Annotated in this window: 16 protein-coding genes; 8 read left to right on the forward strand and 8 right to left on the reverse strand. The window is 71.8% G+C overall.

Features of this window, described 5'->3' with window-relative positions:
- The first annotated feature begins 13 nt into the window (after positions 1–13).
- Genes LWC33_RS05095 through LWC33_RS05105 form a run of 3 tightly spaced genes read left to right on the forward strand, consistent with a single transcriptional unit; the run spans position 14 to position 2785 of the window.
- Positions 14–1534, forward strand: coding sequence for a class I adenylate-forming enzyme family protein (locus LWC33_RS05095; protein WP_233303039.1), 1521 nt, complete (start codon positions 14–16; stop codon positions 1532–1534).
- A 12-nt stretch (positions 1535–1546) separates the two neighbouring features.
- Positions 1547–2143, forward strand: a complete 597-nt coding sequence (locus LWC33_RS05100; protein ID WP_233303040.1) for a metallophosphoesterase family protein — start codon at positions 1547–1549, stop codon at positions 2141–2143.
- 9 nt (positions 2144–2152) lie between these two features.
- Positions 2153–2785 (forward strand): TetR/AcrR family transcriptional regulator, encoded by a 633-nt coding sequence (locus tag LWC33_RS05105; RefSeq protein ID WP_233303041.1) that lies wholly within the window; start codon positions 2153–2155, stop codon positions 2783–2785.
- 52 nt (positions 2786–2837) lie between these two features.
- Here LWC33_RS05105 and LWC33_RS05110 read toward each other — a convergent pair whose 3' ends face one another.
- The gene (locus tag LWC33_RS05110; protein ID WP_233303042.1) at positions 2838–3524 is read right to left on the reverse strand and encodes a TetR/AcrR family transcriptional regulator; all 687 of its coding nucleotides are present in this window, start codon (positions 3522–3524) and stop codon (positions 2838–2840) included.
- Positions 3525–3611: 87 nt separating this feature from the next.
- Here LWC33_RS05110 and LWC33_RS05115 point away from each other — a divergent pair, with 87 nt between their 5' ends.
- Both LWC33_RS05115 and LWC33_RS05120 read left to right on the forward strand, forming a co-directional pair.
- Positions 3612–5732, forward strand: coding sequence for a molybdopterin-containing oxidoreductase family protein (locus LWC33_RS05115; RefSeq protein WP_233303043.1), 2121 nt, complete (start codon positions 3612–3614; stop codon positions 5730–5732).
- Between the two features lie 39 nt (positions 5733–5771).
- Positions 5772–6932 carry an aromatic ring-hydroxylating oxygenase subunit alpha gene (locus tag LWC33_RS05120; RefSeq protein ID WP_233303044.1) on the forward strand — a complete coding sequence of 387 codons (1161 nt, stop codon included), beginning with the start codon at positions 5772–5774 and terminating at the stop codon, positions 6930–6932.
- Positions 6933–6935: 3 nt separating this feature from the next.
- Here LWC33_RS05120 and LWC33_RS05125 read toward each other — a convergent pair whose 3' ends face one another.
- Entirely contained in the window at positions 6936–7535 is a 600-nt protein-coding gene (locus LWC33_RS05125) for a TetR/AcrR family transcriptional regulator (RefSeq protein ID WP_233303045.1), read from the reverse strand.
- A 110-nt stretch (positions 7536–7645) separates the two neighbouring features.
- Between LWC33_RS05125 and LWC33_RS05130 the strand changes: the two genes are divergently transcribed.
- Genes LWC33_RS05130 through LWC33_RS05140 form a run of 3 tightly spaced genes read left to right on the forward strand, consistent with a single transcriptional unit; the run spans position 7646 to position 11513 of the window.
- Positions 7646–8818 (forward strand): CaiB/BaiF CoA transferase family protein, encoded by a 1173-nt coding sequence (locus LWC33_RS05130; protein WP_233303046.1) that lies wholly within the window; start codon positions 7646–7648, stop codon positions 8816–8818.
- The gene (locus LWC33_RS05135; protein WP_233303047.1) at positions 8815–10371 is read left to right on the forward strand and encodes a class I adenylate-forming enzyme family protein; all 1557 of its coding nucleotides are present in this window, start codon (positions 8815–8817) and stop codon (positions 10369–10371) included. The genes LWC33_RS05130 and LWC33_RS05135 overlap by 4 nt, the downstream gene beginning before the upstream one ends.
- Entirely contained in the window at positions 10368–11513 is a 1146-nt protein-coding gene (locus LWC33_RS05140) for an aromatic ring-hydroxylating oxygenase subunit alpha (protein ID WP_233303048.1), read from the forward strand. Before LWC33_RS05135 ends, LWC33_RS05140 begins: the two co-directional genes overlap by 4 nt.
- A gap of 8 nt (positions 11514–11521) precedes the next feature.
- Here the strand turns inward: LWC33_RS05140 and LWC33_RS05145 are convergent, their stop codons facing one another.
- Genes LWC33_RS05145 through LWC33_RS05170 form a run of 6 tightly spaced genes read right to left on the reverse strand, consistent with a single transcriptional unit; the run spans position 11522 to position 19241 of the window.
- Entirely contained in the window at positions 11522–13105 is a 1584-nt protein-coding gene (locus tag LWC33_RS05145; protein WP_233303049.1) for a FadD3 family acyl-CoA ligase, read from the reverse strand.
- 27 nt (positions 13106–13132) lie between these two features.
- Entirely contained in the window at positions 13133–14341 is a 1209-nt protein-coding gene (locus LWC33_RS05150; protein ID WP_233303050.1) for a cytochrome P450, read from the reverse strand.
- 34 nt (positions 14342–14375) lie between these two features.
- Positions 14376–15539 carry an LLM class flavin-dependent oxidoreductase gene (locus tag LWC33_RS05155; RefSeq protein ID WP_233303051.1) on the reverse strand — a complete coding sequence of 388 codons (1164 nt, stop codon included), beginning with the start codon at positions 15537–15539 and terminating at the stop codon, positions 14376–14378.
- Positions 15540–15552: 13 nt separating this feature from the next.
- Positions 15553–16662 (reverse strand): NDMA-dependent alcohol dehydrogenase, encoded by a 1110-nt coding sequence (locus tag LWC33_RS05160; RefSeq protein WP_233303052.1) that lies wholly within the window; start codon positions 16660–16662, stop codon positions 15553–15555.
- 9 nt (positions 16663–16671) lie between these two features.
- A complete protein-coding gene (locus LWC33_RS05165) occupies positions 16672–17733 on the reverse strand; it encodes a protein kinase family protein (RefSeq protein ID WP_233303053.1) in 1062 nt (353 codons plus the stop codon).
- Positions 17730–19241, reverse strand: a complete 1512-nt coding sequence (locus tag LWC33_RS05170) for a class I adenylate-forming enzyme family protein (protein ID WP_233303054.1) — start codon at positions 19239–19241, stop codon at positions 17730–17732. Before LWC33_RS05170 ends, LWC33_RS05165 begins: the two co-directional genes overlap by 4 nt.
- Between the last annotated feature and the right edge of the window lie 100 nt (positions 19242–19341).

A 19341-nucleotide genomic window follows, 5' to 3' on the forward strand; every position in this document is an offset into this window, starting at 1 on the left:
TCGAGGAGACCCGATGACGGAGCTGGTGACCGACGGTCTCGGCTACTGGGCGGCGGCCGCGCCGGAGCGGCCGGCCATCGTGTTCGACGGCACGGACGCCGTCGACTACCGCACGCTGGACCGCTGGACGGATGCCGCGGCGCACTTCCACGCGGCCTGTGGGGTCGTACCCGGCGACCGGGTCGCGATCATCGGCGACAACGCTCTGGAGTGGGTGGTCGCCGGGATCGGGGCGTTGAAGCTGGGCGCGATCGTCGTCCCGCTCAACAACCGGTTCACCAGCGACGAGCTGCGGTATCTCGTGGAGGACTCCGAGCCGCGGGTGGTGCTCACCGACTCCGCGCACCGGGAGCGGATCGCCGCCGCTCTGGAGGGCACGTCGGTGAGCCTGCTCGGACTGTCGGAGTTCACCGGACTCCGGGACACCGAGCCGGCGCCGGTGCCCCGCCCGACGGCCGGGCCGGACGACGTCACGCAGATCATCTACACCAGCGGGACCAGCAGCCGGCCCAAGGGTGTGCTCTTCACGCACCGCAGCACGTTCAACCTGATCGCGGACTTCGCCTTCGCCGAGCCCGCGATCAGGCCGGGCGCGCGCATGAGCTACCTGCTGTCGATGTCGGGCGCGCCGGGGCTGCTCTGGCACTTCCTGCACCCGCTGACCCGCGGCGTCTCGATGTACTACGAGAAGGGCTTCGACGCGCCGACCGCACTGCGGCGGCTCGCCGAGGAGAAGATCCAGATCATGTGCGGCGTGCCCGTGCTGTTCGAGCAGATCGCGAAGCAGCCCGCGTTCGCCGACGCCGATCTGTCGTCCCTGGAGCTGGTCACGATCGCCGGGGCCAGGGCCTCCGTCGGCACGATCCGGGCCTGGCTGGACAAGGGCGTGCTGCTCCGCCAGGCCTACGGCATGACCGAGCTGGGCGGCATCTCCACGCTCAACCCGGCCGACCAGGCCGTCGCCCGGCCCGAGTCGATCGGCCGCGGCACGGTGTTCACCCGGCACCGGGTCGTCCGGCCCGATGGCACGGACTGCGACCCGGAGGAGCCCGGCGAGATCATCGTGGCCGGCCCCGGCGTCACGCCCGGCTACTGGCGCAACGAGAAGGCCTACGCCGACGCCATGCGGAACGGCTGGTTCCACAGCGGCGACGTCGGGATCAAGGATGCGGAGGGCTACATCCGGGTGGTCGACCGGCTCAAGGACATCATCATCACCGGCGGCTACAACGTCGCCCCGTCCGAGATCGAGGCGGTGATCTCCGAGATCCCCGAGGTCGTCGAGGTGTGCGTCATCTCGGCCGACGATCCGAAGTTCGGCGAGACGCCGGCGGCGATCGTGTACGCCGAGGCGCACCTGGAGCCGGAGACGGTCACGGCGTTCTGCCGGGAACGGCTGGCCGGGTACAAGGTGCCCCGGCACGTCGTCGTGCAGCGGGAGCCGCTGATCCGCATGGCGAGCGGCAAGATCGCGCGCCGGCAGATCCGGGAGGCGCACCCCGATCTGGCGGCGCCGGCGCAACCGGTGGCGTGAAGCCCCGCTGACGTGAAACTGGGGATCGTCGCCGACGCGCACGGCAACGCCGCGGCGTTCGACCGTGCGCTCGGCGAGCTCGCCAGCGAGGCGGACGCGCTGCTCGTCGCCGGGGACGCCTTCTCGGACCACCGGTTCTCGAACGACATCGTCCGGGCGATCCGGGAGGCCGAGGCCCTGTACGTGCTCGGCAACCACGAGCTGTCGTTCCTCGGCCCGGGCGGCGTCCGGGCCCGCGAGTCGGCGCGCGTCTCGCGGACCGAGTTGGCGTACGTGGAGGCGGCATCGACGGAGCTGCGGTGCACCATCGGCGGCCTTCGCCTGCTGATGGTGCACGGCAGCCCCTTCCCGCCGTACGCCCGCTACGTGGACCCGGAGAGCACGGAGTTCGAGCGGGCCGGGGAGCTCGACGCCGATCTCGTCGTGCTCGGGCACACGCACCTGCCCATGGCCCGACGGGTCGGACCCACGCTGATCGTGAACCCGGGCTCGGTCGGGATGAGCGACCAGCCCGCCCGCGGCGAGCAGGTCGGCTACGCGATGGTCGACACCGATTCGGGCGAGGTGACCTTCCGTTCCTTCGACAACCCGCGCCGTGCGGCCGTCTAGGCTGCACTGATGCCCCGTCCGAAGCAGCCGCTGATCTCCCGCGAGGCCGCCGTCGCGGCCGCGCTGCGGCTCATCGACGAGGAGGGCTACGAGAGCTTCTCGCTGGAGAAGCTGGCCCGCGAGATGGGCGTACGCAGCCCCTCGCTCTACCACCACTTCGCCAACCGCTCGGACCTGCTCACCGAGGCCTCGCGTGCGCTGCTCTCCGCGGTGCCGCTGGCGCCGAACCCGTCGGAGGGGGAGTGGCAGGACTGGTTCGTGGGGCTCTGCCTCGGTACCTATCGCCTGCTGCTCGACCATCCGCGGGCCGCCGGGCTGTTGTACGCGCACTTCCCGAACACCGTGATCATGCCGTCGCACGAGCGGGGCGCCCGGGTCCTGGCCGAGGGCGGGGTGCCCGCGGGTGACCGGTGGGTGATCATGCGCGGGCTGGAGAAGCTGGTGTTCGGCATGGCCTTCGCCGACGCCGGCGACGCGGTCCACGGCCGCACCCACATCCCGCAGGGCGTGGAGCGCGAGCGCTACCCGTACCTCGTCGAGGCGATCGAGTCGGGCGGCGCGGAGGGCGAGGCCCTGCTCGAGCGGGCCGTGCGGCTCTACCTCGCCGGGGCCACGGCGGCGCTGGCGACCACCGCGGGCTGACCTGACGCCGCGACGGAGCCGACCGGCCCCGCGCGTGGCGCGAATCGCGACCTCAGGAGGCGGCCGGTGCTCCCGGGTCCCCGACCGTGATCGCGGCGCGGCTGGGCGCCGGGGCGTCGGCGTCGATGTACGGGAGCGCACCGCGGAGGAAACAGCGGATGGACTCCGCGAAGAGGTCCTCGACGGAGCGCGGGTTGAGCTCCGCGGCCTCGGCCAGCGTCGGCTCCGTCGCGGGGTCGACGTTCGCGAACGCCCGGCCCCGCTCGTCCGGGCCCTTGACCGCCTCGGTGATGGCGGCCGCGACCGTGAGCTTGTCCATGCCGTCGAGGATCAGGACCCGCTGCTCGGGTGGCACACCCAGCTCCGCGAGCAGGCGCGCGCTGGTGTCGTAGGTGCGGGTGAGGACGTCGCGGGGCATGAACTGGAGCAGGACCGGCGCGGCGTTCCGGTGCCGCAACACCGCGCTCCGGAAGTCCAGGCTCAGTCGCACGAACCACTCCACCCAGTTCGGCACGCTCTGCTCGTCGGGCCATCTCGCCTCGAGCACGATCGCCCGCGCTACCGCCCGGAGGATCTCGGCCTTGTCCTGGAAGTGGTGGTAGAGCGAGGGCGCGCGGACGTTCAGCTCGCGGGCCAGCCGCGGCAGGCTGAAGGCGTCGAGGCCCTCGGTGTCGATGATCCGCAGGGAAATCTCGATCACCGCGTCGTACCTGATCAGCGGCTTCGCCGGGCGTGGCATGCGGGTCATTATCCGCGATCCCGCCCCGTACTTGTCGCGCGCCACGCTGCCTACTACCTTTAGTTTTCTCGACGCGGAGGAGGCGGGATGTCCGGAGAGCGACGTACGGCCACCTACTGCCGGGTGTGCGAACCGGCGTGCGGCCTCGTCGCAACCGTGCGCGACGGCGAGCTGGTCGCCCTGGAGCCGGACCGCGACCACCCCGTCTCCCGCGGCTTCGCGTGCCGGAAGGGCCTGGCCGGCGCGGCGATCCACTCCGACCCCGACCGCCTGGACCATCCCCTGCACCGCTTCGACGGCGAGGCCGAGGTGAGGTCCTGGGACGACGCCGTCGGCGGGATTGCCGCCACCCTCACCTCGCTCCTCGACGAGTACGGCCCGGAGAGCATCGGGCTCTACATGGGCAACCCCGCCAGCTTCAACTCGCAGATCGGCATCGGCACGCCGGAGCTGTTCGCGCGACTCGGCGTCACCCGCGTGTTCAACTCGGCCACACAGGACTGCAGCAACAAGTTCGCCGCGGCCACGGCGATGTTCGGTACCTCGGCGCTGCATCCCCTCCCGGACCTGCGCCGGACCGACGCGTTGCTGCTGCTCGGCTCGAACTGGCGGATCAGCAAGGGCAGCTTCCTCGTCGTGCCCAACGCCTACCGCGAGCTCACGGAGGCCGCCGCCCGCGGGGCGCGCATCTGGTTCGTCAACCCGCGGGACACAGAGACCGCGGGCTCCCGGACCGGCGAGACCGTACCGATCAGGCCGGACACAGACGTCTACCTCCTCGCCGCGCTGATCCACGAGATCGACCGGACCGTCGGGTTCGACCCCGTCGCCGGGGAGCAGGGGACGCACCTCGACGGGCTCCGCGCCTTCGTCGCGGACTACCCGCCGGAGCGGGTCGCCGAGGTCTGCGGAATTCCGGCGGACCGGATCCGCGGGATCGCCCGCGACTTCGCCGCCGCACCGCGCGCGGCCGCGCACATGTCCACCGGCGTCAACATGGGCCGGCAGGGCATGCTCGCGTACTGGCTGATGACCATGCTGGTGCTGGTCACCGGCAACCTGGACCGCGAGGGCGGCACCATCCCCGGCCGCGAGGTCTACCCGGCGGCCCGGAAGGCCCGCGGCGACCTGGCGCGCGACGTCGTCGACGGCGAGTTCGGCCCGATGCGCCGCGGGCACCTGCCCGGCGCGCTGCTCGCCGACTACGTCCTCGACGCCGAGCGGCCGATCCGCGCCCTCGTCGTGATCGCGGGGAACCCGCTGCTCACGATCCCGGGGGAGGAGCGGCTGCGGAAGGCCTTCGAGGCGCTCGAACTGCTCGTCGTCATCGACCTCTATCCGAACGCGACGGGCGAGTACGCGGACTGGCTGCTGCCGGCCGCCGACATGTACGAGCGGGCCGACGTCAACGTCGCCACCCTCGGCATGGCGGCCAGCACATTCGTGCAGTGGACGCCCGCCGTCGTCCCGCCGCGGCACGAGCGGCGCGAGGAGTGGTGGATCCTGGCCCGCATCGCGCAGGAGATGGGGCTTCCGTCGGTGCTCGACGCCGAGGACCCCGAGACCGCGCGGTGGTCCCGCGTCGACCACATGCTGGCGGCGGGCGGCCTCACTCGTGAGCAGGTGACGTCCCTCCCGCGCGGGCTTCCCGTCGGCGACGCCGAACCGGGGTCCCTGTTCGCCCGACACATCCAGACCGCCGACGGCCGCGTGGACTGCCGCCCGGCGGCCTTCGACGCCGCGATCGCGCGGTGCGCCCGGATCTTCGGAGAGCTCGCGGACGAGAGGCCGGACCAGCTCAAGCTGATCTCCCGGCGGGACCCCAAGGCGCAGAACTCCTGGTACGCGAACGTGCCCGAGATGAAGCGCGGGACCCGCGACCGCAACCCGCTCACCCTCAACCCCGACGACGCGGCGCGGCTGGGGTTGTCCCCGGGCGACGAGGCCGTCGTGCGCTCGGCGTGGGGCGAGGTCCGGGCGACCGTCGCGCTCGATCCCGGGCTGCGCGTGGGTGTCGTCGCGATGGAGCACGGCTGGGGACTCCAGCCGGGACTGCGGCTGTCGCGCGAGCGCCCCGGCGTGAACGTCAACCGGCTGATGCCACACGGGCCGGGCAGCTACGAGCCGGAGTCGAACATGGCCCGGCTGACCGGGATCCCCGTCGACGTACGCCCGCTCCGGCTTCCGCTGGAGCCCTCGGTGGTGTAAACCTAGAAGTAGTAGATAAACGTCGACGAGGGGGTCGCCATGACAGCTGCGCCTCGAGGGGACCGGATCCGGCGGGCGCTGGACCACCTGCGCAACGACACCACCGAGGAGTTCGACTCGGTCGTCCCGTTCGGCCCGGAGCAGTACCGCGATCCGGGAATCGCCCAGCGGGAGCGCGACCTCGTCTTCGGTCGCGTGCCGTCGATCGTGGCGCACGCGACCGAGCTGCCGAAGCCGGGCGACTTCCTCACGCTGCAGATGCCGCGCAACAAGGTGATCGTCGTGCGGCAGAAGGACGGCTCGGTGAAGTCGTTCGTGAACCTCTGCCGGCATCGGGGGGCGTTGCTGGAGGAGCAGGAGAAGGGTCGTTGCCGGCTGTTCTCGTGCGGCTACCACCGCTGGTCCTACGACACGGACGGGTCGTTGCGGGCGATCACGCGGGACAACACGTTCGGTGAGATCGACCGGGCGCAGTTCGGGCTGATCGAGCTCCCGACCGAGGAGCGGCACGGTCTGATCTGGATGGTCGACGACGCCGGCGCGGAGATCGACGTCGCCTCCTGGCTGGGTCCGGAGGTCGACGACATCCTGGCCGGCTACCGGCTGCAGGACCTGCTGGCCGTCCGGTCCGAGGGCTTCGACGAGCCCGCCAACTGGAAGCTCATGCAGGACGCGTTCACGGACAACTACCACATCCAGTACGCGCACCCGAACACCGCGGGCAAGCACGTGCACACGAACGTGCAGGTCGTCGAGGACTTCGGCCGCCACGCGCGCATGCTCTCGCCCCGCAAGAAGATCGACCGCTGGCTGGAGGAGGATCCCGGCGACCGCGACCTCGGCCGCTACGTCATCGACGGGCACTTCCTGCTGCCCAACAGCACCCTGCTGCGCCAGCCCGACGACCACTTCGAGCTGCTCACCTTCCGTCCGCACCCCACCGACCCGGGGCGCTGCCGCATGGAGATGCGGCTGCTGGTGCCCAGCCTCGAGGCCAGCGGCATGACGAAGGAGAAGTGGGACGAGGTCTGGGACAAGAACTGGAAGATCCTGCTCGCCGTGCTGCACCAGGAGGACTTCCCCCTGCTGCGGGCCGCCCAGACCGGGCTCGTCAGCGCGAACGCGGGCGGGATGGTGCTGGGCCGCAACGAGGTCGTGAACCAGATCTTCCACCGCGAGCTGCGCAAGCTGCTCGCCTGATCGTCACGCGAGGAACGCGGGCACCAGGAACGTGCGCAACTCGCGCCGGAGCTCGTCCGGTGCGAGGCGCATGCCCTCCTCCTGCGACACCATCATCGTGGTGATGCGGGCCAGCCACCGGGCGGCCTCGTGCAGGTTCAGCTCGGCCCGCATCTCGCCGTTCTGCTGCGCCGCCTGCAGGATCGGTTCCCACAGCTCGTAGGTCAGCTGGTGGGACACGCCCTCCCCACCGAGGATCCGCGCGGCGAGACCCGGCTGGTCGCCGGTGACGAGCAGCTGCACCACCGGGTCCTTGTGGCCGCGGTCGACGTTGTAGATCAGGCCCTCCACCAGCTTCTCCGCGAAGCTCGGACAGCGCTCGATGTGGGCCTGCGCGCGCGGGATGTTCAGGCGCGCCCGCCGGGTGATCGACGCCAGGACCAGCGCCTCCCGGTCGGCGAAGTACCGGTACACCGTGGCCCGCGAGACGCCGCCCGCCTTCGCGACGTCCTCCATCGTCGTCTTCGCGATCCCGAAGCGCTCGAAGCACTCCTCTGCGGCCTCGAGCAGCTGCGCCTGCATGCCGGCCGGCTCCTCGACCGTGCTCGCGCGTGGGGTCGCCATGGTCGGGAGTCTAGGCCAGGCCTGCGACATGAGACGCTTGACGGATAATGTCTCATGTGACACCGTCGAGGCATCCCGGATCTGGAGGCGTCGACGATGGGGTCGAGGACGTGAGCGGTTACTCCCTGCTGGCGGGCGTGCGGATCCTCGAGGTCGCCCAGCTCGCGCCGTCGTCCGTCGGCGGTCACCTCGCCGACCTCGGCGCGGACGTGGTCAAGGTGGAGACGGGCGCGGGCGAGGGCGTGCGGCACAACGGGGCCCGCGCCGTCGGCTCCCCGGACGGTCCCGGCTTCATGCACCTGCGGTGGAACCGCGGGAAGCGCAGCGTCGCCCTGGACCTGCGCGCCGAGGAGGGGCGGCAGGCGTTCCTGCGCCTCGCCGCCACCGCCGACGCGGTCGTCGAGGGCACCCGCCACGGGTACCTGGAGCGGCTCGGCCTCGGCTGGGACGCGCTGCGCGAGGTCCGCCCGCAGACCGTGCTCTGCGAGGTGTCCGGCACCGGCGCCGAGGGCCCGTACCGGGACCTCGCGACCGGCGGCATGTGGTTCGACGCCTACGCGGGCATGCGCACGGTCGACACCGACCGCCCGTCGCCGCCCGGGGTGACGGGCGGCTCGGCCGAGGTCCCGCAAGCGATGTACGCCATCGGCGCGTACGGGGCGATGGCGATCCTGGCCGCGGTGCTGCGGGCCCGCGAGACCGGCCGCGGCGCGCGGCTGCAGATCAGCAGCGTCGACGTGGCCACGGCGTGGATGCCGGACAGGATCGACGCCGCCCTGAACGCCGACCGCACGGTGGCGCGCCCCGGCTGGCTGCCGGACGGCAGGCTTCCGGACTGGCCCCTGCTCGACGCCTACGCCACGAAGGACGGCGGCGCGATCGTCCTCGGCTCGCACTACCCGAAGTTCTGGCGCGCGTTCTGCACGGCCGTGGGCCGGCCGGACCTGCTGGAGATCGACCTGTCGACGGTGGACGAGGGGAGCGAGGAGCGCGCTCTGCACGTGTGGCGCGAGCTCGACGCCCTGTTCCGCACCCGCACCAAGCAGGACTGGGTCGACCTCTTCCTCGCCCACGACGTCGCCGGCGGGCCGGTCAACACCGTCGAGGAGCTCCTCGAGGACCGCCATTTCACCGCGCGCGCCACGACGTACGAGAAGGACGGGCCCCACGGACGACTCAGGTTCGCCGCCAGCCCGGTGCGCGTCGTGGGGGAGGAGTTCGCCCCGGACCTGGCGCCGGAGCTGGGGCAGCACACCGACGAGGTCCTCGGGGAGCTGTCGTGAGCGGCCACTTCTCCGAGCTGCTGCGCTTCTGGGCGCGGCGGCTCCCGGATCACCTCGCCGTTCGCTTCGCCGAGCGCGAGTACACCTGGTCCGAGCTCGATCGCGCGACGGACGAGCTGGCCGCCGGTCTGTACCGAGCCGGGCTGCGCCCCGGGGACGTGCTCGGGGTCCTGATGACCAACAGGGTCCAGTTCGTGGAGGCGATGCACGCCGCGTTCCGCGTCGGCGCGGCCGTCGAGCTGCTGAACATCCGGTTCACGCCGGCCGAGATGGTGCACCCGGTCGTGGACGCGGGCACCCGGATGGTCGTCACCGAGCCCGCGCTGGTCCCGATGCTCGCCGACGCCCGAGCGGCAGTGCCCGGGCTCACCGTGCTCACCACGGAGCCGGTGGAGGGCTGCACCCCGCTCGACGACCTGCGCCTGGCCGGCGAGCGGCCGCCGGCCCGTCGTCCGGACCCGGAGGAGACGGCGCTGCTCGCCTACACCTCCGGCACCACCGGCGTCCCCAAGGGCGCGATGCTGCCGCACCGCGCGATCATCGCCAACGGGAACGCCCGGGCCGTCGCCGACGCGCTGACCTGGAAGGACCGGGTCCTCATCATCGTGCCGATGGCGTTCACCGGCGGCTCGTCGAGCTACCTGCGCGAGTCGGTGACCACCGGCGCGCCCGCGATCGTGCAGGGCACCTTCGACCCGCCGCAGATCCTGGAGCTGCTCCAACGCGAGCGGATCACCGTGTGCTCGGCCGTGCCGGTGGTGTGGGAGGGCGTGCTCGCGCTGCCTTCGTTGAAGGACGCCGACCTCTCCGCGCTGCGCGCCGGCGTCGGCGCGGGCGCGCCGATGGCGATCGAGGTGATCCGCGCCTGGCAGCGACTGGGCGTCGGCATGCGGCAGGGCTACGGGCAGACCGAGTTCGCCGGCGGCTACGCCACCCTGCTCTACGAGGACGAGGCCGCGGACCACGTCGGCTCGGTCGGGCGCGTGATCATGCACCACGAGATCCGGGTCGTCGACTCCGCCGACCGGGACGTCCCGGTCGGCGAGCCCGGTCAGATCCTGCTCCGCGGACCGTCGGTGATGACCGGGTACTGGAAGCGCCCGGAGGCCACCGCCGAGACTCTCGCCGGCGGCTGGTTGCACACCGGCGACATCGGCCGGCTCGACGAGCACGGCTTCCTCACGCTGGTCGACCGGGCGAAGGACATGCTGATCTCCGGTGGGCTCAACGTGTACCCGGCGGAGATCGAGACCGTGCTGGCCGGGCGGCCCGGGCTGGAGGAGTGCGCGGTCGTCGGCGTCCCGCACGAGCGCTGGGGCGAGGTGCCGATGCTCGTCGTGCCGGACCTGGACCGGGTGGACGTCGACGAGCTGCGCGCGCACGTCGGCACGGTCCTCGCCGACTACCGCCGTCCGAAATGGATCGTCGGCACGGGTGCCCCGCTGCCGCGCACGCTCGGCGGCAAGATCCTCAAGCGCGAGATCCGCGCGGCCTATCCCGAGGTGCCGCCCGGCGCGGTGCCCCTCACCACCACCCGGGGGAACCGGACATGACCCTGTTGAACAGCGATGTGGCCGACCTGCTCACCGAGCACCTCAAGGCGGGCACCACGGAGATGGCGGCCACCGACTTCCGCGTGCCGATCGCCCACTTCGTCAGCGACGAGCGCGCCGCGAAGGAGCGCGAGCTGATGACCCGGCTGCCGGTGATCATCGGGCACGGGTCGGAGATCGCCGAGCGCGGCAGCTTCGTCACCCGCGAGGTGCTGGGCCTGCCGCTGATCGTCGTCCGGAGGTCGGACGGCACGGTGGCCGGCTATCACAACATCTGCCGGCACCGCGGTGGTCGCGTCGAGGACAAGGCCTGCGGCAAGCAGCGTTACTTCACCTGCCACTACCACGGCTGGAGCTACAACCGCGAGGACGGTGGCCTTCGCGGCGTCCCGTACGACGACTTCTACACCCACGTCGACCGGGAGCGGCGCAGCCTGCACACGGTCCGGGTCGAGGAGCGGCACGGGTTCCTGTTCGCGGACCTGTCGGGCACCGCCGACTGGGACATCGACACCTGGCTCGGCCCCGACGTCGACACCCAGCTCGCGCCCTTCGGGCTCGACGGCGCGGAGATCTTCCTCGACAGGTCCTTCACCCTGGACATCAACTGGAAGATCGTCCTGGACGGTGCCATCGACGTGCTGCACCCGAAGTTCCTCCACCCCACGGGCGTCGGGAAACTGATCGAGACGAACACCAGCGTGTGGCGGCAGTACGGGCGGCACGGGCAGTCCTTCAGCCCGCGCACGCGGATGGGCGACGCCGCCCGCGCCGGCGAGCCGACCGACGCGAGCTTCCGGTACATGGGCAGCAACCTGTTCCTGTACCCGAACTCGATGGTGATCTCCACCCCGGACCACGTGGAGTTCTGGACGGTCTGGCCCGACACCGAGACCGCGGGCCGCTCGACCACGAACATCCGGTTCCTCGTCCGCCCCGAGAAGCGCGACGAGCGCATCGAGCGCCGGCTCATGCGGAGCTGGGAGATCCTCGAGGAGGCCGCCGTCAAGGAGGACTGGCCGATGGAGCTGACCATCCAGCAGAACGCCAAGGCCCACCCGCACGGCACCTTCCTCTACGGCCGCAACGAGCAGTCCTGCCAGCACCTGCACCGCGAGCTGGCGGCGGACCTGGGGGACTGAGCCGGAGCTCAGGCTCCGGTCGCGATCATCGTCCGCAGCTCGTTCTTCAGCACCTTTCCGGTGGCGTTGCGGGGAAGCCGGTCGACGACCACCACCCGCCGCGGCACCTTGAAGTTCGCCAGCCGCTCCCGGGCCCAGGTGATCAGCTCGTCCTCGCTCGGGGCGCCGGCGGCCGAGGGGATCACGAAGGCGGCGCCGACCTCGCCCAGGCGTTCGTCCGGCGTGCCGATCACGGCGACCTCGCGGACGCCGGGGTGCTCGGCGAGGGTCGCCTCGATCTCGGCGGGGTAAGCGTTGAACCCGCCGACGACGAACATGTCGCCCTTCCTGTCGGTGACCGACAGGTTGCCGTCGTCGTCCATGCGCCCGATGTCGCCGGTGTGCAGCCAGCCCTCGACGTCGACCTTCAGCGCGGTCTCGGCGGTGGCGTCGAGGTAGCCCTGCATCACGTTGTAGCCGCGCACCCGGACTTCGCCGAGCCCGCCGTGCGGGACCGGGTTCCCGTCGTCGTCGACGACGGCAACCTCGATGCCGGGCAGGGCGCGCCCGGAGGCCCGGGTCAGGACCTCCACCGGATCGTCAGGCCGCGAGATCGTGGCCAGGGCGCAGCCCTCGGTCATGCCGTAGCAGGTGGTCACCCGCTCGAACCCGAGCTCCGCGAGCACCCGGCGGATGAGCACCGCGGGGACGGAGGCGGCCCCGGTGATCGCGAGCCGCAAGGACGACAGGTCCCGTTCCCGAAGACGGGGATCGGCGAGCAGGGTCGCGTACAGCGTCGGGGGGCCCGGCAGCACCTCGATGCGCTCGCGGTCGATCTGGTCGAGCAGCACCTCGGCGTCGAGCACGGCGTGCGGATAGATCGTCATGCCGTGCATCAGGGCCGACAGCCACCCCGCCTTGTAGCCGAACGCGTGGAAGAAGGGACTGACGATGGCGTAGCGGTCGCCGTCCCGGAACCCGGCGAGGCGGGAGAAGTCGAAGTAGCCGCGCAGGTTCTGGGCGTGCGTGGTGAGCACGCCCTTGGGACGGCCGGTGGTGCCGGAGGTGAAAAGGACGTCCGAGATGCAGTCGCCGTCGACCTGGGTCATCACCTCGTCCGGCGTCACCGACTCGGCCAGGAACCCGTCCCACCCGAGAGCCCCGTCGCGGGCGCCGCCGAGGCGGACGGTGCAGGGGACCGACACGTCCTCGGCGGCGAGCATGCCGAGGTGGTCGTTGCCGAGGAACCCGTCCGCGACGACGAGCACGCGCGGGCGCGCCCGATGCAGGATGTGGGCCACCTCCGGCCCCTTGTACCGGGTGTTGAGCGGGACCAGGGCAGCCCCGACGCTCTGGGCGCCGAGGGCAGCCACGATCCACCGCCAGGAGTTCGGCGCCCAGACCGCGACGCGGTCGCCGATCCCGACGCCGTGGGCCAGCATCGCCCCGGCCGTCCGGCGGACCTCGTCGCCGAGTTCGCGGTAGCTCAGCGTCCGGTCGCCATCGACGACCGCGGGACGGTCACCGAACCGGGCCGCCGCGTCGGCCAGCAGCTCGCCGAAGGTGCGCCAGCGCCGGTCACCCCGCACGCCGCCGAGAAGGTCCTGCTGCACAGCGAAACCCTACGATCCGGATCCGGGTCAGGCTGTCTCCGGGGTGAAGCGGATGCGGAGCGAGTTGATCCCGCGAACCTGGCTGTGGTGCAGCTCGGGAGTGTGGTCGGGGTCCAGCTCGAAGTCCGGGATCCGGCGGAGGATCTCCGCGAGGGCGACCGACAGCTCGATCCGGGCGAGGTGCGAGCCCACACAGCGGTGCGGGCCGCCGCTGAACGCGAGGTGCCGATTCGGGGTCCGGTCGATGCGCAGCTCATCGGGTGCGGGGAACTCCCGCGGGTCGCGGTTCGCCGCCGAGAGCATCACCAGGACCATGTCGCCGGGTCGCAGGGTCACCCCCTGCAGCGTCGTCCCGCGAGTGACGACCCGGCCGCCGGCCACGGGCGCCTCCATCCGGAGCAGCTCCTCGACGGCGCCGCCCAGCAACGACGGATCGTCGAGCAGGCGCTGCCGCTCCCGCGGGTTCCGGACGAGATGGATGAGCCCGAGACCCAGCACGCCGCGGACGGTGTGCAGCCCGCCGAGCATCAGCAGCCAGAACATCCGGAGCAGCTCGTCGTCCGTCAGCGCGCGGCCCTCGAACTCCGCGTTCACGATCTGCGAGGTCGGGTCCTGGCCGTCGCCGCCGCGGCGGTCGGCGATCACGCCGGTGAAGTAGGCGAAGACCTCCTCGTTGGCCTTCTGGCGGAACGCCGCGTCCTCCTCCGGCGGGGCACCGGGCTTCCCGACGAGGATCGCCTCGGTCCACTCGGTGAAGCGCTCGCCGTCGTCGAGCGGCCAGCCCATCAGGGAGACGAACGTGGCCATCGTCAGCGGGTGCGCCAGCTCCTGCACGACGTCGCAGCGCCCGCGCCCGGCGAAGCCGTCGATCAGCGAGGTGGTGGTCTGTCGGATCGCCTCCTCCAGCGCGCGCATCCGGCCCGGATTGAAGAGAGGGTTGAGGATCTGCCGGTACAGCTTGTGCTCGGGCGGGTCGACCTGCAGGGGGATCGACGGGACCGGCGCGACCACGGGTACCTGGTTCTGCGTGTTGGAGAAGGTCTCCCAGTCGCGGACCACCGTGTGGACGTCGTCGTAGCGGGTGACGACCCAGTGCCCGCCGTGCAGCGGGGACCAGGCGACCGGCGTCTTCTCCTGCAGCACGGCGAGCGCGTCGTGGGGATCGGCGAGCGCCGGGTCGGTGATGTCGAAGTCGGTGATCAGCTCGGGTGGGACGTCCTCGAGACGGGTGGGCACTGGCGTCGCCTTTCTGTGGTGGGGAGCGTCCGGCTCAGCCGGCTGAGCCGCCTCGCCCGGCGGCATAGTCCGCCCGGGCCTTGCGGATGCCGGCGTGAAAGCGCTCGCTGAAGCCGTCCTTGCGCTCCGCGGTCCACGCGTAGGAGCGGCTCAGGGAGTCGGTGGTGCCGGTGAGGCGGGGCATGATCTCGTCGGCGAACAGCTCGTACTGCCGGGTCGTCGCGGCGGTGTCCGCCCAGTCGTGGGCGGTGAGCAGGAAGGTGCCGAAGCCGCCGGTCAGCTCGACGAGCCCCCGGACGTAGGCGGCGACCCGGTCCGGGCCGCCGATGCAGCCGTAGCCGGAGTCGTTGACTCGGCGCACCAGCTCCTCGTGGGACACCTCCTCGCCCGGTGCGATCATCTGCATCGGGGTCGTGACGTGCCGGTACGCCATGAAGTCCGCCAGCCCGAACCGAGTGTCCTCCAGCGCCTGCTCGTCCGACTCGGCGAGGTGGACGTTCCCGACGATCGCCCACTCGTCCCGCGACACGGTCTGCCCGTGCGCAGCCGCCTCGGCCTCCGTGATCCCCCAGGTCTTCGCCAGCAGCTCCGCGGCGGCCGCCGAGGTGCCACCGACCGACAGCAGCCCCAGCCCGTACCGGCCCGCCAGCTTCGGGCCCGACGGCGACATGGCCGCGGCGACGGCGAGCGGGATGCCGCCCGGCCGGTAGCCCTGGAGCTGCAGGCGGGCGTCGTCGAGGGTGAACCAATCGGTTTTGCGATGAACCGGGCCGGGGGTCCCCAGCAGCTCGATGATCGCGTCGAGCGCCTCCTCCATCCGCGGCCGGAGCAGGTTGTAGTCCATGCCCATCATCTGCGAGTCCGCGACGAGCGCGCCCGGGCCGAACCCGATCCGGATCCGCCCCCGGGTCATGTGGTCGAGGAACGCGATCCGGTCCGCCACCATCAGCGGATGGTGGTACGGCAGCGAGATCACGCCGCTGCACAGCTCGATCCGCGAGGTCCGCTGGGCAGCCGCGGCGATCATCAGCTCGGGCGAGGGGATGTACTCGAAGCCGCCACTGTGGTGCTCGCCGAACCAGACCTGCGAGTAGCCGAGACGGTCGAGCGCCTCGATGTGCCGCAGGTCCTGCTCGATCGCGACGGCGGGGCTGCGGCGGGGATTGTGGTACGGCGGCATGAACAGGCCGAAGCGCAAGGGGACTCCCGGGTCAGTGGACGACGACGCTGCGCAAGGTGCTGCCCTCGTACATCGCGGCGTACCCGTCGTTGATCTCGTCGAGGGTGAAGGTGCGGCTGATCAGCTCGTCGAGCTTGAGATGACCGGCGCGGTAGAGGTCGAGCAGGGCGGGAACCGCCTTCGTCGGGGACCACGCGCCGTACAGACAGCCCTGGATCCGCTTCTGGTAGGCCGAGAGCTGGGCGAGGTCCAGCGGGATCGGGCTCGGCGCCTGTCCGGGGACCGCGGTGGCGACCACCGTGCCGTCCTTGCGGACGGCATCGAAGGCCTGGGCGATGTGCTCGCCCTTCAGCACACTGGTGGTCACGACGGCGACGTCCGCGCCCTGACCGTTGGTGAGCGAGCGGGCGAGATCCGCGGCCTCCTCGATCGACCCGACGGCGTCGGTGGCCCCGAACTCGAGCGCGCGGGACCGGCGGAAGGACAGCGGGTCGGCGGCGATGATCCGCACCGCACCGGCGTGCTTCGCGCCCTGCACGGCGTTGATCCCCAGACCCCCGGTGCCCATCACGATCACCACGTGCCCGGGCTCCACGCCGCCCGCGTTGACGGCCGAGCCCCACCCGGTGGGCACCCCGCAGCCGACGAGCGCCGCGGTCTGCAGCGGGATGTCCTTGCCGATCGGGATGCAGCACAGCTCCGGTACCACGCTGTACTGCGAGAACGTCCCGACGAACGCGGCCTGGGCGACGTCCCGGCCGTCGAGGTGCATCCGGTACGTGCCGTCGAGCATGGCGCCCTTCGGGATCAGGGCGCCCAGGTCGCAGAGGTTCTGCATCCCGCTCGCGCACCAGCGGCAGCGCCCGCAGCCGGGGATGAACGCCGTGACCACGTGGTCGCCGGGCTTCAGCATGGTGACGCCCGGGCCGACCTCCTCGACGATCCCCGCCCCCTCGTGGCCGCCGCAGTACGGCAGGACCTGGGTCGCGTTGTCGCCGGTCGCGTGGTGCTCGTCGGAGTGGCAGAGGCCGGTCGCCACGTAGCGGACGAGGACCTCGTTCGCGCGGGGCTCGTCGACGTCGACCTCGACGACCTCCCACTTACCGGGTATCTCCATGAGCAGAGCTGCTCTGGACTTCATCGGTCCTCCTCACTGGCCGAGGGCGGCCAGGGTGTCGTGGTCGGCGACGGCCGCGGCGTAGCGCTCGCCCATCAGCCGGCAGACGTCCTCGCCCTGCTTCTCGGGCGGGCACACGGCGAAGAGCAGGCCGTGCAGGTGGTGGCGGCGGTAGGCCGCCCAGGCCTCGTCGAAGGTCGGGGCGGGTGCGCCGGTCGCGGCGAGCGCCGCCAGGTAGGTCCGCAGCAGGTCGCGTTCGCACGCTCGCCGGGTCTCGACGTCCAGCGCGCCCACCAGGAAGTACGCCGTGTCGTCCGACCACGGGCCGAGGCACGCGACCTGCCAGTCGAGGAAGCGGATCGCGCCGTCGACCAGGTACGTGTTGCCGATGTGCGGGTCACCGTGCGCGAGGGACTGGACGCCCGCGTCGTCGATCTCCCACAGCCGGTGCATCGCCCGCTCGACGCGCCGCCGGTCCCGCATCGCCGGGGTGAAGCAGGCCGTGGTCGGACGCTCCAGCGCTGCTGTCCAGTGGGCCTCCGACAAGAAGCCCGTGACGACGGTCCGGTACTGCGGCGAGCCGACGACCAGCCACGGCGTCGCACCGGGGCCGGTGCGGTCCCAGCTGCGGCCGTGCATGTCGGCCAACAGCTCGAGGGCGGCGGCAACCTGGTCGGGCGTGTAGCGGTCCTGCGGACGGCCGAACTCGATCCCCGGCCCGCGGAGGTCGTCGAGCACGACGAGGCCCTGCTCGCCCTCGTCGTCGACCTCGGTGCCCCAGCAGCGGGGGACGACGTCGCCGAGCGCCGGCGCAATGTCGGCGTAGAAGCGTGCCTCCGCCCGGTAGCCGCGGTGGCCGAGGGCGCGCATGGCGTCGTCGAACCCGCCCTTGAGACACAACGCCTCCGGCGGCCCGCCCGGCGGGTTCGCGGCGTAGCGGACCTTCAGCATCACCTTGGTCGCCGTGCCCCACACGACCGAGTCGACGGTCACCTCCGCGACCTCGACCCCGGGCGTGGCCCGCCCGAGTATCCCGGTGAGCCACTGCGGGGTGATCTCCGACAACGACGTCGGGGATCCGGCCGCCGTGCTCATCGCACCTTGGCGTGCGTGGCCGGGACGTCGGCGTAGAGCTCCCGGATCTCGCGTCGGGCGATCTTGCCGCTCGCCATGCGCGGCAGCGGGTCAGCGGAGCGCACCACGTACCGGGGGATCTTGTAGCCGGCGAGATGCTCGGTGCAGTGGGCGACGACGGCCTCCGCGTCCGGTGTGTCGAGCCCGTGCACCACCGCCGCCGGGGTCTCCCCGAACCGCTCGTCCGCGACGGGGATCACGCACACCTCGTCCACCCCGGGCAGCCCTGCGATCACGTTCTCGATCTCGGACGGGGCGATGTTGTAGCCGCCGGAGATGATCAGGTCCTTGACCCGGTCGACCATCCGGATCAGCCCGGTCTCGTCGGCCACGCCGAGGTCGCCGGTGTGGAACCAGCCGCCCTGCCAGGCCGCCGCGGTGGCCTCCGGGTTGCGCCAGTACCCCGGCGTGATCGACGGGCCCTTCGCGACGATCTCGCCCTCCTCGCCGGGCGCGCACTCGGTCCCGTCCGGCCGGACGACCCGGTGCGGGGTGAAGACCGAGCCGCGGCCCACTGCTTCCGGGTGCGCGATCGCCTCCTCGACGGGGTTCATCGACGACAGCCCGTGCAGCTCCGTCATCCCGTAGGACTGCCGGAGCACGACGCCCTTGTCCAGCCAGACCTTGAGGTTGTCCGGGGACACGCGCGCGCCGGCTACAGTGGCCAGCTGGATGCAGGACAGGTCGGCCTCGCCGAACTCGGGCAGCGCGGACATCTGCTCGAACAGCAGCGGGACGCCGCACACCACCTCGACGCGCCGCTCGCTGATCCGCTGCAGCATCGCCTTGGCGTCGAAGCCGCGCTCGTAGAACAGTGTCATCCCGCGCGTGAGCGGGTGCAGGACGTGCCACGGCAGGCCCGGCATGCCGGACATCGACAGCACGAAGATCATCCGACCGCCCGGCCGCATCACCGGCTCGGTCACCGCGAACTCGGTGAGGAAGCTGACGAAGCTGCGGTGCGAGAGCGTGACGCCCTTGGGCTTCGAGGTGGTGCCGCTGGTGTAGACGATGATCGCGACGTCGTCCGGGTCGACGGCGGGCGGCGGCACGGGAGTGTGTGGCGCCGTGCGCTGCGCGGCGAAGGACTCCATCGGCAGCAGCCGGATCGGGTCGTCCCCGATCGCTTCCGCCATCCGCTCGGCGGACGCCTCGTCCGCGACCACGGCGACGGGCTCGGCGTCGGTGAGCTGGTGGCGGAACTCCGTCGCCGTGAAGCGGTTGTTGAACGGGACGGCGATCGCCCCGAGCTTCAGTGCGCCGATGGCCGACGCGATCCACTCCAGGCTGTTCGCGCCGACGAACCCGACCCGGTCGCCGGTGCCGACGCCGGCCGCGGCGAGCCGGCGGGCGGCGTTGTCGGTCCAGCGGTCGAGGGTCGCGTAGTCCACCTCGTCCGTGCCGTCGAAGACGATCGCGAGGCGGTCGGGGTTGTTGCGCGCCCACCAGCGGACGCCGTCGGTGATCATGCGGTTCTCCCGGTGGTGGGCAGGAGAGAGTGGCGCCGAACGCGCAGCGAATCGAGACGCGGGGGCATTCGTCCGCACTCCTGTCTGCATTGACGAGGTA

The sequence above is a fragment of the Pseudonocardia terrae genome (assembly GCF_021343995.1).
Classification (GTDB): Bacteria; Actinomycetota; Actinomycetes; order Mycobacteriales; family Pseudonocardiaceae; genus Pseudonocardia; species Pseudonocardia terrae.